13 protein-coding genes are annotated in these 15,835 nt (G+C 42.3%); 2 read left to right on the top strand and 11 right to left on the bottom strand.

The genetic code is table 11. The features are described 5' to 3' along the window. Nucleotides 1-39 precede the first annotated feature (39 nt). Nucleotides 40-648: a LysE/ArgO family amino acid transporter gene (locus AC1DIV_RS02915; RefSeq protein WP_034315735.1), complete on the bottom strand. Its 609-nt coding sequence runs from the start codon at nucleotides 646-648 to the stop codon at nucleotides 40-42. A gap of 123 nt (nucleotides 649-771) precedes the next feature. On the opposite strand from AC1DIV_RS02915, the gene AC1DIV_RS02910 reads away from it, so the two are divergent. Continuing rightward, complete coding sequence (locus AC1DIV_RS02910) at nucleotides 772-2,217, top strand: aminotransferase-like domain-containing protein (protein WP_340878135.1); 1,446 nt, start codon at nucleotides 772-774, stop codon at nucleotides 2,215-2,217. Nucleotides 2,218-2,287: 70 nt separating this feature from the next. Here AC1DIV_RS02910 and AC1DIV_RS02905 read toward each other — a convergent pair whose 3' ends face one another. The 8 genes from AC1DIV_RS02905 to ssb form a co-directional block, all read right to left on the bottom strand. After that, nucleotides 2,288-2,704: a hypothetical protein gene (locus tag AC1DIV_RS02905; RefSeq protein ID WP_063595730.1), complete on the bottom strand. Its 417-nt coding sequence runs from the start codon at nucleotides 2,702-2,704 to the stop codon at nucleotides 2,288-2,290. Nucleotides 2,705-3,410: 706 nt separating this feature from the next. Then, nucleotides 3,411-7,148, bottom strand: a complete 3,738-nt coding sequence (locus AC1DIV_RS02900) for a S8 family serine peptidase (RefSeq protein ID WP_340878136.1) — start codon at nucleotides 7,146-7,148, stop codon at nucleotides 3,411-3,413. Nucleotides 7,149-7,354: 206 nt separating this feature from the next. Then, nucleotides 7,355-8,257, bottom strand: a complete 903-nt coding sequence (locus AC1DIV_RS02895; RefSeq protein WP_340878137.1) for an ABC transporter permease — start codon at nucleotides 8,255-8,257, stop codon at nucleotides 7,355-7,357. Between the two features lie 12 nt (nucleotides 8,258-8,269). Further along, the gene (locus AC1DIV_RS02890) at nucleotides 8,270-9,274 is read right to left on the bottom strand and encodes an ABC transporter permease (protein ID WP_133351499.1); all 1,005 of its coding nucleotides are present in this window, start codon (nucleotides 9,272-9,274) and stop codon (nucleotides 8,270-8,272) included. A gap of 115 nt (nucleotides 9,275-9,389) precedes the next feature. After that, nucleotides 9,390-11,006 carry an ABC transporter substrate-binding protein gene (locus AC1DIV_RS02885; protein WP_057278170.1) on the bottom strand — a complete coding sequence of 539 codons (1,617 nt, stop codon included), beginning with the start codon at nucleotides 11,004-11,006 and terminating at the stop codon, nucleotides 9,390-9,392. Between the two features lie 42 nt (nucleotides 11,007-11,048). Next, a complete protein-coding gene (locus tag AC1DIV_RS02880) occupies nucleotides 11,049-12,017 on the bottom strand; it encodes an ABC transporter ATP-binding protein (protein WP_057278171.1) in 969 nt (322 codons plus the stop codon). Beyond that, nucleotides 11,998-13,002, bottom strand: coding sequence for an ABC transporter ATP-binding protein (locus AC1DIV_RS02875; protein WP_152908346.1), 1,005 nt, complete (start codon nucleotides 13,000-13,002; stop codon nucleotides 11,998-12,000). The genes AC1DIV_RS02880 and AC1DIV_RS02875 overlap by 20 nt, the downstream gene beginning before the upstream one ends. 440 nt (nucleotides 13,003-13,442) lie before the next feature. Then, the gene (ssb, locus tag AC1DIV_RS02870) at nucleotides 13,443-13,805 is read right to left on the bottom strand and encodes a single-stranded DNA-binding protein (RefSeq protein WP_214811232.1); all 363 of its coding nucleotides are present in this window, start codon (nucleotides 13,803-13,805) and stop codon (nucleotides 13,443-13,445) included. Nucleotides 13,806-14,165: 360 nt separating this feature from the next. Here ssb and AC1DIV_RS02865 point away from each other — a divergent pair, with 360 nt between their 5' ends. Then, nucleotides 14,166-14,600, top strand: coding sequence for a YwpF family protein (locus tag AC1DIV_RS02865; RefSeq protein ID WP_034315749.1), 435 nt, complete (start codon nucleotides 14,166-14,168; stop codon nucleotides 14,598-14,600). Between the two features lie 114 nt (nucleotides 14,601-14,714). Here the strand turns inward: AC1DIV_RS02865 and AC1DIV_RS02860 are convergent, their stop codons facing one another. Both AC1DIV_RS02860 and fabZ read right to left on the bottom strand, forming a co-directional pair. Next, on the bottom strand, nucleotides 14,715-14,996 hold the full coding sequence (locus tag AC1DIV_RS02860) for a hypothetical protein (protein ID WP_251540651.1): 282 nt from the start codon (nucleotides 14,994-14,996) through the stop codon (nucleotides 14,715-14,717). 290 nt (nucleotides 14,997-15,286) lie between these two features. Continuing rightward, nucleotides 15,287-15,715 (bottom strand): 3-hydroxyacyl-ACP dehydratase FabZ, encoded by a 429-nt coding sequence (fabZ, locus tag AC1DIV_RS02855; protein WP_034315755.1) that lies wholly within the window; start codon nucleotides 15,713-15,715, stop codon nucleotides 15,287-15,289. Nucleotides 15,716-15,835 lie beyond the last annotated feature (120 nt).

Here is a 15,835-nt window from a genome sequence, read left to right as displayed (position 1 = left end):
TTATACATGGCATCGTTTGGTTCGAAAACGTTTATTGATTCAAAATAGCGACTTCACCATATAGAGGGCTGTGATCCAAATGATGATTGCAGAAATTTTATTTAATATTCCAAGGAATTTTCCAGATGTATCAACCTTTTTCAGCAATCGTCCCGCAAGACATAATCCGTGGAACCAGCACCATGACACAAAGATGCACGTCATGGTGAAAATCATTTTATCTTTTCCTGAATAAACAAGTGAGCTCGAACCGATTACACCTATCGTATCCAGGATTGCATGCGGATTCAGTAATGATACGGATAAAGCAAATACAATTTGTTTTTTTGTCGACATCTGCATGGATTGGACACCTGACTGTGAGTTTGATTTGGCAAACCAAATCTGAAAGCCCATATACAATAAAAATATAACGCCGATTATGATTAATGTAAGGCGCAACCAATCGTATTGCATGACAATCAACGAAACACCTAAAATAGCTAACAGAATGAGCACCGTATCGCAAATTGCAGCCGTGATCGTTGCTGGCAATGCTTTTTTTATTGTAGGTTGGATTGCTCCTTGATTAAAAATGAAAACATTTTGCACTCCCAATGGAAGTATCAGCCCTAATGCCAATAATAATCCATGAAAAAATGGCCCCATATGAATACCCCCTTCCCTCATATTCAGTATAATGAGTAAAACAAAGGAATTGACCCTCCAATTGGTTGGTCTTCAAACCAACCAATTTAAAGGAATATAGAACATGAAAGGAGTGGTTTTCGTATGTTTATCGAATGGAGACCAAACCGGTCTTCCGCGCAATCACTTCACCAACAAATAGTGGATTGGATCAAACAACAAATTACACGGGGGGAATGGCCAGTTGACACTAAGCTTCCATCTCAACGCACATTGGCCGACTCATTTGGCGTAAACCGAAGTACCATCATCACAGCCATAGATGAGTTGATTGCAGACGGATTATTGGAAACTAAGCTTGGGTCTGGCACTTTCGTTTCCAATAATACATGGAATGTGCTCGTCTCCAGCAAACAGCCCGACTGGAAAAACTACGTCCGGAATGGCCTTCATGAACCTAATTTAAAAACGATTCAGGATATTAATCAGTATGAAACGGATACTGCCATCATCAGATTAGGCACTGGTGAATTATCTCCAGCTCTATTGCCTACAAAGCAAATCGAAAAGACGTTGCGATCCACTTCCTTTGATGCACACTCATTAGGATATTCCGAACCCAAAGGTGACAAGAGACTTCGCCAATGTATAAGTGTTTATTTAGAAACAAAAGGGATCAACGCAAGTCCCGGCTCCCTCATGGTCGTTTCTGGCGGGCTCCAGGCACTCCAGTTGATTTCAGTTGGTTTACTTCAAAAGGGATCGATGATTTTACATGAGTCCCCTTCCTATTTAAATTCCGTCCACCCTTTTCAATCTGCGGGCATGCATTTAGTAGGTTTATCAAAACAAGGACGTGAAAGTATCCCGACACAAATGAAGCGCATCAATGGGAGGAAGAAAGCGTCACTGTTTTATACTGTCCCAACGTTTAACAATCCAACGAATACTACATGGTCAAAAGAAGAAAGACTTAACCTCCTATCACTATGCAAAAAAGAACAGATCCCGATTATTGAAGATGACGTATATAGTGATTTGTGGTTTGATTCGGAACCGCCGCCGCCATTAAAATCCCTTGATGCAGATGGCCTTGTATTGCACATTGGCAGCATGTCCAAAACTTTAAGCCCAGGATTGCGCATCGGCTGGATTGCCGGCCCCATAACTGTGATTGAACGTTTAGCGGACATTAAAATGCAAATGGATTACGGTTCCAGTGCACTTTCCCAATACCTTGTGGCAGAATGGTTAGCAACTGGTCAATATTCAAAGCATTTAGAATGGCTAAGGCAAGAGCTGATGGAACGCAGGGATTTTACATTAACTCTTCTCAATCAATATTTTAAGGGACTGGCCGAATGGCAAATACCTCAAGGCGGATTTTATATATGGCTAAAATTATGTAAACCCATCGTGAATCCAAACCTTTTCAAGCAAGCGATAAAGGAAAACATACTTCTTAATCCGGGATACATATACGAACCAAACAACCATACACATATACGGCTATCATATTCATACGCCTCGGAGGAACAATTAGCTTATGGCATCCAAACCCTTTCAAAGATCATTCGGCGGTTGGTTTGACATCTCCAAGGATAGGAAACGCTCATCATGGCGAAACATTAATGGAGCTGCCGTGGCAGCTCCATCCATATCACTTATTGGCAGCTTTAATTTTCACGTTCCGCTCTTTTTGCTGAATGATGAAAAAAGAATGGTGATAGCCATGATTGATCATGATATGATCGAGGATTGCCGTAAGCGCCTCCCCCTTATTCACCTGATAAGTCTCTGAACTTTCCTCAATGATGATTTTTTCTTGGTGGGGGTCATAATTAATAGATGTTTTAGCACCTCTTTCAAAAAAAGAAAGGGTTACCTCCTGACATAGAGGAAAATCCTGATAGGGTGAATCAGAGCGTGGATCCTTTTCAAAGGGAGAATGGACGTGCTGAAGTGCATCAAAGAAACTCGGTTTTGTAAGATATGACCTTTCGCTTCCTCTCCTTTCGAATTTCACTGTAATTCCAAGACTACTTACTTTATTGCTTGATTTCTTCTTATAATTCATGGATACCCTCCTTTTTATTAGGTTCTTTATACCTAATTCTTTTATCTCATACCATATACCTGCCGGATAATGAAAATACTTCCTCACTAATAGATTTCCATATTAGCACGGTGAAATTACAGTAAACTACTCCATCTTCACGAAAAATTCAAAATCCGGAAATCTTATTACGCAAAAACGGCCCTCTTGGATAAGAGGGCCCATACTGTAGTTGAAGAAAGCGAGTATGCCTACAGTTTTTTTCTTTGAAAACGTTCCGGCTTATTTCAGAAATCCGCTCCCTTTCCGCCGACTGTCTGCCAAGCCTCCTCGACGCAAGCGTCTGTGGGGTCTCGGCTAGCCAGTTATTCGGCAGAAGTGTCGCAAATTTCTTCAATTTAATGAGGTTTCATTCCTTATAAAAAGGTAAAAATTCATGAAGGATAACCAAGATTTCTTTTTATAATCCCGGAGGGTCCATTCCTAACCCCATCTTGTATAAGGAAAAGCGAGTTTTCCTAAAGTTTACTCCTACGGGAATAGAGTGTGAAAGGGAGACCCCACAGGCGCAAAGGAGCGCCGAGAAGGCTTCCCGGACCTCACGCGGAAGGCGAATGCCCTATACATTCCAATCAACGTTAGCATTGTACTAACCCTCAAAAGATGCAGGTAAAATCAATTATGTCCACAAAAAACAACCCTCTTGGATAAGAGGGCTGCCTTACGTTTATTTTTTTGCTTTATTGATGTTAAAGGATTTCTTCGATTCATTTCCTGCAAGATCGGTCACCTTAAATTCAATCTTGTTGTTGCCAGTCTTAAGCGGCAGTTCCAAATCCTCTATCTTTTTCTTATAGGAACGCATTTTATATGGTTCCTTGAATTCATGATAGAATATTTCACTTCCGTTCAGGTAAAGGCGGATTTCATCGAAATTATCTTCTACCGTCACGTCCACTTTTGGATTCTTGCCTTTGAACCCCACAGTTTCCGGTACGCCTTTAACTTTTAAACCTGGCTTTGTTGCATCGACCATTATCGTCCTTTTAAAGGAAACCGTGTTATCCCATTTATCGGTTGCTTTAACCGTGAAGCTTTGGACACCATCTTCGAATTTCTTTTCATATGAGAATTCATATTTTTTATTCTTTTTGTTATACGTTGCAGGTACCGTTTTATTGTCGATTTTAAATTCCTTTATTTCCGACGCTTCTTCAATTTCTCCTGTTATTTTGATTTTATTTTTATTATTCACGCTCAAGGCTTCAGGACTCTTGATCTTTACAGCTGGTGCATGATTATCGATTGGAGCCGAATCACCGGCCAATTCGGTTTCAGCCGTTTTCTCATTACCTGCATAGTCGATTGCCACAACCTGAACCTTTTCGCCTTTTACATCAGGCAGGGTGAATTGTTTAGCATTCGCCGGGAGCGGCTCTTCCATGATGGATGCTCCATCGACTTGTACATCGTAATAAGCAAGCCCTGAACCATTTAAATTATCCTTACCTTGGATGGTTAAAACATTGCCTTTTTTCGAAATCTTGACCGCCGGCTTTACCGTATCGATTTTGATTGGCATTTTAACCGTCTGCCATTTTGCACCCTCGTAATCTATCATTGCTTTGATTTCAAAATAATAGACCCCATCCTTAGCGAGTGCATTATTGATTTTACCGTCCCATTTACGTGCCGGATCCAGCGTGTATGCGGTCCCTAGTCCGCCATCATAATAGTCCTTGCGTACATTATTCTCTGTGCGAAGTTTCCGGACTGATTTGTTATCACCATTCAATATATTGTATTCTACCTTTTTCGCATTCCTTAAGAATGATAGGACAGGCACGAAGTCATCCTGTGCACCATCACCATTTGGGGAAATCGCGATATTTTTGCCATTGAATGTTTTCCCCGCAGGGTCATAGCCAAGATACGTGAAATCTTCACCTGCTGTCGATACTCCTCCTGCCATGCCATAGAAAGATTCTTTGTCATATTTAGTGCCATCCAGGATTGGGGCTTTGTCCCACTCCCCTTTAAATCCTACATACGGTACATTCAGTTCCGGATTCGTATCGGCTGGATCCTTCAATGAAATGAACCCTTCAACAAAATAGCCGTTTGGAAACACCTTGTCAATATCCACAAGAGTTTGAAGGTCATCTCCAAGTACCTTTGCATCGGATATGTCCACTTTCACTTCGAATGTAATCGATTTTTTTGCAGGAACGGTAATCTTATTTGTATTTTTATTATTGATTTTAATCGAAGCGTTCTTAATTTCCTGTGCTTCCAGCTCGTTAGCGGTATAGCCCAGCTGTCCCTGGATTGCATAGTCTGTTTGGATATTTCCTTTTACATCATACTTGACTGCTTTGTTGCTGAAGTTTTCAACCTTTAAAGTAAAGGCGAACTTATTGCCGACCTCCTTCATGGCAACCTTCGCTTCTTTCGTGAATGCCTCGGTCACGACAGCAGGTGTGGACAATGCGGATTGCAGCTGCATGACCCCGGCTCCCTGCCTGCGAGGCGAATAAGGGTTTTTCCAGTCAAGTGCCTTATTGACGACTCCCTGATCCGTTAATGGTTTTGATGTATTCATCATCAGGTTCTTCGCTAAATTAGCCCGGGCCGATCCTTCTAATTTAAAGTCTTTATCCACTCTTTCAAGAACCAGTGCCGAGCCGCCGGAAACATGCGGCGCCGCCATCGAAGTACCGCTCATCATTCCATATTCATCATTGTTCAGCGTTGAATAAATTTGTCCGCCCGGAGCGGTGATTTCCGGTTTGAAATCCAAGTTCGGCGCGACTCCCCATGAACTGAATGAGCTCATTTTCCCTGCTTCTGGATTTACAGCTTTTGTTTTATCACCATTAAAGGTAATCGTCACCTTTTCGCCATCCGCTAAGGCCGCTTTCAGCTTTGCACCATCCGATTTCAACATGAACAGCTGGGGAATGGTGATGCTTGGATCTGTAGCCATGGAAATATATCCGTCAGCATTATTGTAAATTATGACTCCTGTCGCTCCTGCTGCCTGGGCATTTTGCGCCTTTTCTATAAAAGAAAGCGTGCCGCGCTCGATGAGGGCGAACTTGCCTTTAACATCCACTTTGGAAAGCTCCTCTGGCGTCCCAAGACCAGCCGACACCAATTCATGCGATTTATCCTTCAAGGCATTGGGATGTACGCTTGAAGCCGACATGAACGGAGCTTTTCCTGCCTGACCGTTTATTTCATAAGTCGCTGCATCCAAATCCATATAGTTATTCTCTACCGATGCCACTTGTACAGAATCGTAAGCAAGTCCTGGTGAACCTGAAACGCCAATGTCCGGGTTCGAGGCTGATGGGTTGGCAAATCCATTTCCAAAGTGTGCCGAGTTTCCTGCTGAAATCGACATGAGGATCCCATTATCAACAGCTCTGGATACCGCCTGCTGCTCCGGATCTTCTGCCGATACAAAGCCTGCAGTGGAGCCAAGGCTCATATTCAGCACGTCCGCCCCAAGAATGATGGCATCGTCAATCGCCTTAATATATATATCGCCCCATGTTGTCTGCATGTCGGGATCATTTCCGAAGACCTTTAATGCAAGCAGCTGGGCTTCAGGAGCAACCCCTTTAATGCCGCCATTCTCTTCATCTCCATTGGCTCCGGCCGTACCTGCCACATGCATTCCATGCATGGAAGCCTCTTCACCAAGGTCAAGGATTTCTTCATTTTCATCCATGTAATTGTATCCATAAGGAACCTTGGCCGTATAGTAATTGCCTAATAGATGGCTGGATTCCTTCATCGCGCTGATTTCACTTTCAGTCAGTTCAGCCTTATTCTCCTCGTTCAGGACCATATCACGGTGAGATGGGTCGATTCCAGTATCAATAATCCCGACGACCATCCCTTCCCCTTTATATCCATATTCCCGCCATGCTTCCTGGGCTTGGACAAGTTCTTTGCTATATAGCATGTCGGGTTTTTCTGCAGGACGTTCATATTCATTCGCTATATGTACTTCAGCAACTTCAGGCATGGCTTCCACCTTTTTGATCTCACCATACTGAAGTTCACCGCTGAATCCATTGACGACTGTCGTAAAACTTTCAAGTTCCTTGAAAGCTATTTTTTTCTCTTTCACCTTTTTTTTCAATTTCTTCTGAGTAGCTAGCTTTTCAGACTTTAATTGTTGTTTCTTATTTTTCGATAATTGTTTAAAAAGCTTCCCTTCTTTCGAAGCGGTTTCTATTGCCGGGGCTTCCTTCATCTCTACGATGACCCTGACCTTCTCATTGCTTTTGTATTTCTTCCCCAAGTCATTTTTCTTCAGCTTTATAATACTTTCCTGATTCTTCTTACCTGCACCGCCCGAGCCTGTCGGGGGATCTGGGAGCTTGGCTGCGGAAACGCTTGCAGTAAATACTAATAGAAAGATTGCTAGAATGGACAAGCTACGTTTGATCAATGAACTTTCCTCCTCTAAAATAAGCAATTTTTGGAATATTCTTACTGAGTATAAAAGTATCACAACTTTTGGGGTGATTTTAAGGGGTAATAGTCACTATTTTCCTATTTAGAACTAGGATTTTTTTATTATTTTTCATATTTTGCTGATTTACAAGATAAACGGCAAAAAGATGGTGATGTTAAACTAACATCACCCTTTTACTTCTAGTTTTTCATTCTTGGATCCAAGGCATCGCGCAGTCCATCCCCCATTAGGTTAAAGCCGAGTACTGTAAGCATGATCGCAAGCCCAGGGAAGAGAACCGTCCATGGTGCTTGAATGATGAACGCCCTGGAATCGGCGAGCATTTTTCCCCACTCTGGTGCTGGCGGCTGTGCACCGAGACCGAGAAAGCCGAGCGCTGCACATTCAATGATGGCAGTTGCAATCGCCAAGGTACCTTGAACGATAATCGGTGCAAGGCTATTCGGAAGGACGTGGTGAAGGAGAATGCGGCCATCCCCCATTCCAATTGCCTTTGCAGCCGTTACATATTCCTCTTCTTTCACCGTTAAGACCCGTGACCGTAAAAGCCGGCCGAATATCGGGACATTGACGATGGCGATGGCAATAAGTGCGTTGCGAAGGGAGGGCCCCAAAACGGCAACGACAGCAATGGCAAGCAAGATACTAGGAAAGGCCAGAATAATATCAAAGATCCTCGATATGATCGTATCTATCCACCTGCCGTAATAACCGGCAATGATCCCCAAAAAAGACCCAACCACAACAGATCCGGCAACAGATAAGAAGCCGACCCCTATTGAAATGCGCGAGCCATAAATGACCCTGCTCAAAATATCCCGGCCAAATTCATCCGTTCCGAACCAATGCTCCGCAGACGGGGCCAAATGTTTATCACTTAGCTTTTGCCCATCAAATGAATAAGGTGCTATAACGGGCGCGAAGATGGCGATTAAGATGAAAAATGAAACAATCCCCAGACCCACGATCGCTACCTTGTTTTTCTTAAAGCTTTTCCAGCCTTCCTTCCAGGGAGAGATGACTTTTTCCTCTGCCTCTTTTGGAGGAAGGATTGGCGGAGTATTCGTTGCTATTTCAGGCATGAGTTTCCCTCCCTATTTATATTTAATCCTAGGATCGATCGCTGCGTACAACAAGTCCACAACTAGATTAATCATGACAAACAAAAAGGCGATGACGAGAATTCCGGACTGTATCACCGGATAATCCCGAGATAGGATTGCATCATAAATATATGTACCGATACCTGGCCATCCAAAAATGTTTTCCGTTAATATGGCGCCGCCTAAAAGTAATCCTGTCTGCAGACCGATAACCGTCACCACTGGAATCAAGGCATTCTTAAAGGAATGCTTGTAAACAACCCAAAACATTTTCATTCCTTTAGCACGAGCCGTACGAATGAAATCCGATCTCATGACTTCCAGCATGGACGAACGTGTCATCCTTGCAATAATCGCCATCGGAATGGTAGCAAGCGCTAACCCCGGCAAAATAAGATGCTTAATCACCTCAAAAAACTGATCAACCCTGCCAGCCATGAGCGTATCTATCAAATACAGGCCGGTTATGGCCTCAACGGGATCCCTGATATTGTCCCGCCCTGTCGTCGGAAGTAAATCCCATTGAATTGAAATGATGTATTGCTCCATTAATCCCAGCCAGAAAATAGGCATGGACAAACCAATCAACGCAATCACCATGGCGACATAATCAAACCATGAGTTTTGAAACCAAGCTGATATTATCCCTGCATTCACGCCTATGACCACGGCGATGATCATCGCGATCAAGGCCAGTTCTATCGTGGCCATCAAGTATGGTCCAATTTCTTCAGAAACCGGACTATTCGTTTTTAACGAAACACCCAGGTCCCCCTTTAACAGGCCTGATAAGTAATCCCAAAATTGAATGAACCAAGGTTTATCCAGGCCAAGCTCCTTTGTCATCGCAGCGACTGCCTCTTCAGTTGCTTGCTGCCCTAAAATCACCTGTGCTGGATTTCCAGGAATTGCCCGTATCATCATGAACACAATAAACGCCATTCCGAGTAACACCGGAATGAGAGATCCTAAACGTCGTACGGTATAGGAAAACAAAACAATCACCCGCCTTTTAAATAAGGGTCCTTCGAAGCGCCCTCGATCATTTTGAAATGCATTCCATAACAAAACCGGGAAGCATGCAAGACTCCATACTACCCGGTTCGTACGGTTAATTTTCTAGAGAAACATTAACAAGGGATTGTGAACCAGTTGGATGTGGAACAAACCCTTTGACCGTCTTAGATCCGGCTAACTGCGGTAAAGAGTGTACAAGCGGAACCCATGGAGCTTCATCATGGATGATTTCCTGGGCTTTTCCGTACAACTCATTACGCTTGGCTTCATCTGCCGTGGACTGGGCTTCGATCAGCAATTCATGGACTTCATCGTTTGCATAACGGGCATAGTTGTTGGAGCCGATATTATCTTTATCCAATAATGTATAAAGGAAGTTATCTGCATCTCCATTATCGCCTGTCCAGCCCATCATGAAGGATTGGGCCTCACCAGCCTGCACTTTCTCTAAATATGCAGCCCATTCGTACGAAACGATATTCGCTTCGATGCCGACTTGTTTTAGGCTTGCTTGAATGGCTTCAGCCACTTTTTGACCATCCGGCATATATGGGCGCGGTACCGGCATTGCCCATAGATCCATTTTAAATCCATCTTCAAGTCCAGCTTTTTTCAGCAGTTCTTTCGCTTTTTCCACATCGTAATCATAGTCTTCGATTTTGTCATTGTAGCCAGAAACGGATGGAGGCATAGGATTCTTGGCAGGCTCTGCTGTGCCTTCATAAAAATTATCAATGATTTCCTTTTTGTTGATCAAATGCGAGATGGCTTGACGCACTTCTTTCTTGTCGAATGGTGCTTTCTCAACATTGAAAGCAAAGTACCCGACGTTCATGGATGCACGTTCGAATATTTGCAGTTTTTCATCTCCTGTAACCTTACTGATATCACTTGGGTTCAACCCGTCCATCAGGTCTATTTCACCCTTGATTGCAGCATTTAAACGTGCAGAGTTATCTTTAATGACCTTAAACGTGACTCCATCAAGTTTAGGCAGTCCATCTTGCCAATAGTCATCGTTTTTCACCACTTCAATCGTATCGCCAGGTTTCCATGATTTGAACTTAAAAGGACCTGTACCAGATGGGTTTTTAGTGAAGTCGTCACCCTCTTTTTCAATTCCATCAGGACTGGCAATAGCAAATGTAGGCATCGCAAGGTTTTTCAGGAACGGCGCCTGCGGACGGTTCAAAGTGAATTCCACCGTGCTGGCATCGATCGCTTTTACTTCTTTGATAACATGACCTTCATCACCTTCAAATCCTCCGAACATGGAGGCATAGTACGCAAATTTCCCTTCATCCTTACTTTTTGCCCATCGTTGAAAGTTTTTTACGACCGCATCTGCATTGAAATCCGTACCATCATGGAACTTGATTCCGGTTTCCAATTTGAATGTGTATGTTTTCGCGTCATCGGAGACTTCCCATGACTTTGCAAGACCCGGTTTGATTTCCGTATCATCTTCCCCATATTTCACAAGCGTTTCAAAAATCTGCTGAGTGACGATGAATGATTCCCCATCGGTTACGATAGCCGGGTCAAGACCGACAGCATCTCCGCCTTTACCGTATATCAATACGCCGCCCTTCGCTTCACTAGATCCCCCTTTACCATCATCTTTCTCTTTTGATGTAGACGAGGAGCATCCCGCAAGCGCTAGCGAAAGAGCCAGGATACCAGTCAGCAACAATGCCAATGTTTTCTTCATATTCTTCCCCCTTATTATTTGCGAATTTATGTATACGTCGTGTCAATTGTATAGATGACAAGCAACGTAGTGACCAGGTTTATGTTCAGTCAGGATTGGCTTGTCCGTATTGCATTCTGCCATCGCCTTCGGACATCTTGTATGGAATGGACAGCCGCTGGGCGGGTTTGATGGGCTTGGAACATCTCCCTGCAGGATTACCCTGTCCCCCTTATATTCCACATCCGGAATGGGCACGGCCGATAATAAAGCCTGCGTATATGGGTGAAGCGGATTTTCATAAAGTCCTTCACTTTCCGTCAATTCAACAATATGTCCAAGATACATCACACCGACACGGTCGGAGATATGCCTTACCACTCCAAGATCATGAGCAATGAACAAGTAGGTCAAATCAAAATCTTCCTGCAAATCCTGCAACAGATTCAAGACCTGGGCCTGAATCGATACATCCAGTGCAGATACCGGCTCATCGGCAATGATCAGTTTAGGGTTGACTGCAAGTGCCCTCGCGATGCCAATACGCTGCCGCTGGCCTCCGCTGAATTGGTGCGGATACCTTTTAGCATGGTAACTGCTTAAGCCGACGACCTTAAGAAGTTCCTGTACACGGGCCTTCCGCGCCTTTTTATCTTTAACCCCGTGGACAATGAGCGGTTCTTCCAAAATTTTTTCAATAGTATGCCTGGGATTGAGGGAGGCGAATGGGTCCTGGAAGACCATCTGCATTTCACGGCGCATCTTTCTCATTTCACTGGAAGATAAAGCAGTCAGGTCCTTTCCTTCGAAATAAACATTGCCCTCGCTCGGCTCAAGCAATCGAAGCAATAATCTTCCCGTCGTAGACTTTCCGCAACCGCTTTCACCGACAAGTCCCAAGGTTTCCCCTTTATAAATGGAAAAAGACAAACCATCGACTGCCTTGACCTCTCCAATGGTCTTTCCCAGAACCCCTCCTTTTATCGGAAAATGCTTCTTTAGGTTTTCTACCTTAACCAATGTTTGATTCATGCAAGGAAGCTCCTTTCCCATCTTCATACAGCCAGCAGCGAACATGCTGACCCTCATCGAATTCCAGTAGAGACGGGGTCTCATTCATACATTGCTCCATGGCATGGGAGCAGCGGGGTGCAAACTGGCACCCGAGGTTGCTTGTCCCAGGTTTTGGCACATTACCCGGTATCGAGTATAGGCGCTCTTTCTTTATTCGCATATCGGGAATCGACTGAAGTAAACCAACCGTATAAGGATGCTTAGGGTTTTGGAAAATCGTTTGCACATTTCCTTCCTCAATCACCTTGCCGGCATACATGACAATGACACGTTCACACATTTGCGCCACTACCCCAAGATCATGGGTAATCATCATGATTGCCGTGTCTGTTTCTTTATTTAAATTCTTCATTAACTCCAGGATTTGTGCCTGGATCGTCACATCCAATGCCGTTGTCGGTTCATCGGCTATAAGGAGTTTCGGCTCACAAATCATGGCCATCGCTATCATGACCCTTTGTCTCATTCCGCCAGAAAGCTGATGCGGATACTCTTTGAGCAATTCCTCGGCACGGCCAAGCCCAACCAGCTTCAACATTTCCACAGCTCTATTTCGTGCCTGCTTTTTATTCCATTTTTTATGTATCCGAAGCGTCTCGACCAACTGCTCGCCAATAGTGAATACGGGATTCAAGCTTGTCATCGGTTCTTGAAATATCATCGCTATATCATTCCCGCGAATTTTTCTCATTTTTGCTTCAGAGGCATTTGCGATGTTTTCTCCTTTAAAAAGGATTTCCCCCTCCACCTTACCAGCCGGTGAAGAAACCAAACCCATGATGGACAGAGAAGTTACGCTTTTTCCGCATCCAGATTCTCCTACAATCCCTAAAACCTCACCAGGATTGACATGAAAGTCGATTGAATTCACGACAGGGATCACCCCATCGTCCGTACGAAAACTGGTTCGAAGCCCATTAACCTTAATAATTGGTTCGTCCATCAAATCACTTCCTATATATAACTTATTTTCCATTATATTATTGGGTTTATTATTGCATCAAAATTAAAATATTACAATATATTTTCTAAAAATTCTAATTTAACAGAATTATTTTTTATTTTTTTCTATTTACACATATTTTGGCACAAAAAAAAGACTGCTTATTTGCAGTCATTCCAAGGGGGAAATCATATAACACGATTTTTTTGAGGGTAAATCGGGGTTTCCTGCGGAGAAGAAGCTATATTAGCTTAGGGGAATGAATGGATGAAAAATAATTCTATATACTACTGCGAAGTTTTATAAAAAATTCATGTAATTCTATGCATTGGTTATTCATTATGGTCATATAAATACTTTTATTGTGTTTCGAATTTAGATCTTACATTTTAAAACAATTCTTTATTAAGCAAGCTAGCATGCCCAACCTTCAAGTAACACTATAAACCAATATGTTCAAAATCCTTGGGCTTACCATCATTTTGTTTAGTTCCGATGAATTGAACCCTCTCGGCGACCACTTCAGTTACATATACATATTTACCCTCCTGATTTTCATATCTCCTTGTTTGTATTCGGCCAGTTATGCCGATTATGGCTCCTTTTTTACAATATTGAGCAGTATTTTCAGCCGACTTTTTCCATATGATACACTGTACAAAGTCTGCCTCATAGTTACCGACAGTATTACGGAAGTTCCGGTTGACTGCTAATGTGATATTGGAAACAGCCTTGCCATCGGGTGTGTATCTTAATTCTGGATCTTTCGTAAGCCTGCCGACGAGGGTAACTTGGTTAATCATTTTTTCACTCCTTCCTCTTCAATTGCTTTAATCATACGCTTTCTTCCATCGATTAAAAAATGGAGGAAATGATCTTATTACACCATTTTTCTTCATAAAAAGACGTTTGGATTGGTGCAAAAACACTTTTTATTGTTTAAAATCAGGTAAAAAACGAATAGTTAACAAAATTAAATATTTTGCAAATTTTTATTCCATCCTTCATAATTTAGACAAATGTTGGGTTTTCATTTCATTAAGAGACTTCTTTTTAGTATGATATAATTACCTTTAAAAGGATTAATCGATATGTACCCTTTCAAAAATTTACGTTTAAGAGAGGTAATCGCCGCTCTTTCTTGCAAGAAACGGAGGAATTAGATGAAATCATTCAAATTGATCTCGTTGCAAATTGTTACTGAAAATTTAAACTTGATTGATATTGCATTAACAGATGGATTGATTATAAATAAAGAAAACGACGCTAGATCATGGTTACTGGAAGCCTTTGTCGAAGAAAAACATTTCAAAGAGCTTGAACCCTCACTTCCCGATATAGACGGAGAGGTGTATATCCAGGCAGTCATTACCAAAAAGGACAATGAACCGGCTTTGTTTCAAACTGTCTTACGTACAATAAGAAAAGTGGGCAATCACTATAGCCTTTTATTCGTTGGTCATATCCAAAAAACACGGAGCAAATATGCAGAACTCCTTCTAGAAGATTTGGTCCAAAAGGGTCTCGTCGGCGATGAACTTATAAAAGAGTTCAAGCAAAAAATCCGCTCAAAGCCTAAATTAGCAACTAATAAATAAAAAACCTTCCCTTAATTTCCATCCCCTAATCGAATGCACATAAAAAAGACTGACTTAGACGGATAAGGATATTAATCCTCTTTTGCCTAAGCAGTCTTTCTCATTCTGTGCTAATTACTTATTTTTGTCGTCATTTTTATCAGGGTCTTCAATCAAGTCATCGGCATCATTATCGACGTTATTATCGTCATTTTCAAGCAATCCATCATCATTACCGTTCATGCCGTTATCATCCGTACCATTGTTATCATCTGTACCGTTGTTATCATCTTCAATGATGTTGTTATCTTCTTCTGGTGCAGGATTGTTGTTGTCATCATTATCCGTTCCACATCCAGCAAGGAACATAATAGATAATAAAGATCCCCCAAGTAGTGCAAAAATTTTCTTCATCATTTTTGGCAACCTCCCTTCTTTCTTTATCATTAGGTATTTTGCCCGAATGTGAAAATAACTTGCGTCCTATTTTAAATTTAAAAAGAAAATCTGCTTTTTGGAATTAAACATTAAAAAATGCCGGACATAATAATGTCCGGCATTCAAAGGGAGAATAGAAAGATCTAAAAACCGCTCTTGCTTTAAAAAAGCAATGCAGTGCTATTTATATACACCGCTTCACGATTCCTTAAACCACTTTTTGAAAACATATAGTTAAAACATTCCATTCCCATCACGGAAAAAGAATCTTATTTGTCACCAAAGGCAAACATGATATCGGCCTCACATGCTGTTTCCCCATCAACCGTCGCCACCGCTTTCCCTTTACCCATTGACCCTCTCATACGCACTATTTCCACTTCCAGACGCAGCTGATCACCTGGTTTAACTTGCTTTTTAAAGCGGCAATTATCAATCCCAGCGAAAAATGCAAGCCGGCCTTTATATTCTTCTTGTTTCAAGACGGCTACAGCGCCAACCTGCGCTAAGGCCTCTACAATTAAAACTCCAGGCATAACTGGATAATCGGGGAAATGGCCATTAAAGAATTCTTCATTTGCCGAGACATTCTTCAATCCAACCGCTCTTTTCCCTTCATCAATTTCTATGATCCGATCGACTAATAAGAATGGGTAACGATGCGGAATAATTTCCTTTATTTGTGTGATATCAAGCATACTTGTTCCTCCTATGACTTAAATATTTCAAACATAACGTAAACTCGCCCCTGTCATCTAGACAGAGGCGTAGTTGCCATGAAATATAAATCCGTTAACGACAGCAACTACTTCAAAAAA

The organism is Peribacillus sp. 05N428 (genome assembly GCF_056397085.1).
Note: the sequence above shows the minus strand (reverse complement) of the source record. Positions and strands in the feature narration are given on the sequence as shown.